General features: G+C 50.0%; 1 protein-coding gene. It reads right to left on the bottom strand.

The annotated features are described in order from the left end of the window. Window positions 1-108: 108 nt before the first annotated feature. Window positions 109-1,437 carry an efflux RND transporter permease subunit gene (locus tag KDK18_RS08165; protein WP_257254411.1) on the bottom strand — a complete coding sequence of 443 codons (1,329 nt, stop codon included), beginning with the start codon at window positions 1,435-1,437 and terminating at the stop codon, window positions 109-111. Window positions 1,438-1,553: the final 116 nt, after the last annotated feature.

A 1,553-nucleotide genomic window follows, 5' to 3' on the forward strand; every position in this document is an offset into this window, starting at 1 on the left:
AATTGGTTCTGCGGCTTAGAGTCGGTTTTAGCATGAAAGTTCATGACATTGATGTTAGTGAAACTAACACCTACCAGAAAGGCCGCTTTTTTCAGCGGCCTTTTTGTATCAGGGAGTTGAGCTCAAAGCGGGTTCTTTCCCTCGACTTTCCTGAAACCAGCTCTTGAGGTCATGCCCTGCACCGATCAGACAGGGAATGATCGCCAGAGTGATAAAGGTGGCAAAGAGAATGCCAAAGCCCAGAGAGATCGCCATGGGGATGACCATCTGTGCTTGACGGGAAGTCTCGAAAATCATTGGAGCCAATCCACCAAAGGTGGTCAGTGTCGTCAGAATAATAGGACGGAAACGTCGGGTTGCGGCCTGATTAATGGCTTCTCTCCAGTCCTTTCCATCTTTTCTGTGTCCGTTGTAGGTGGTCAGTAGAATGAGACTGTCGTTCACCACAACGCCACAAAGCGCTATGATACCCATAAAACTGATCATGCTCAGGGTGTAGCCCAGTATTATATGACCCAAAAAAGCGCCTGCTACCCCAAAAGGAATGGCTGCCATGACCAGTAGTGGCTGGGTAAAGCTCTGAAAAGGTATAGCCAGCAGAGCGTAGATCAAAAGCATGGCCAGCAGGCTCGACTTCAAGAGCGCACTCATGCTTTTTGCTGCACGTTTCTGGTCTCCTCCCAGATCGATTTGTAGTCCCGGATACTTAGCCTGAAGCTCCTCAAATACATTGTTTTGAAGAGAGCTGATGATCTGCGGTGTAGAACCCCTCGGGTTCACTTCTGCGGTAATATCAACGGTTCTGCTGCCATCTCTGCGGGTTACGCTTGATGGGGCAGTACTCTTGCCAATGGCTGCGACACGGGTCAGAGGAATATAGCTGCCGTCGTCAGTACGGATCATCATATTGAGAAGATCGGCTTCACTCTGCCTCAATGCTTCATTTAACATGACTTTCACCGAGACTTCGTTTCTTCCTTCCTGCTGCTTTATGGCTGTTATGCCAAAGAGAGCATTGCGCAACTGTCGTGAAATATCGTTAGCGGTGAGCCCCAGAGCCATGCCTTCATCACTGATGCGGATATCCAGCTGAGGATTACCACTGGCGAAACTGCTGGAAATATCCGTGACTCCGCTAAATTGTTCGAGTTTCCCTACGAGAAATTCACTGGACTGGCGAAGAACCTCAGTGTCTGTGTGGCTGAGTTCAACGGTCAGGGCAGGATCACCTCCCGGACCATGACCTGTCGTACTATACGTGATGCTCAGGAGCCCCGTCAGTTCGCCATTCGCTTTCCGCCACAGGTTAGCGACTTGAGCAGTACTGATCGGGCGTACATCAGGAGTAGTCAGGTTCAGAGAAACTCTGATTACGTCGTTCTCAATGATGGTTGAAAGGCCGCTTACCAGTTTATCGCCGCCATTTTCCCGGGCCACTTCCTGTGCGCCAGCTTCAATGATGGCCAGCGTTTCCCTGATTTTGCTTTCAGAACTACCGTATGGTCAGGAGAGCGATGGAACATGGCAAGCAAAAGGCACTATCTCCCATTATC

It is taken from the genome of Endozoicomonas sp. SESOKO3 (assembly GCF_024606255.1).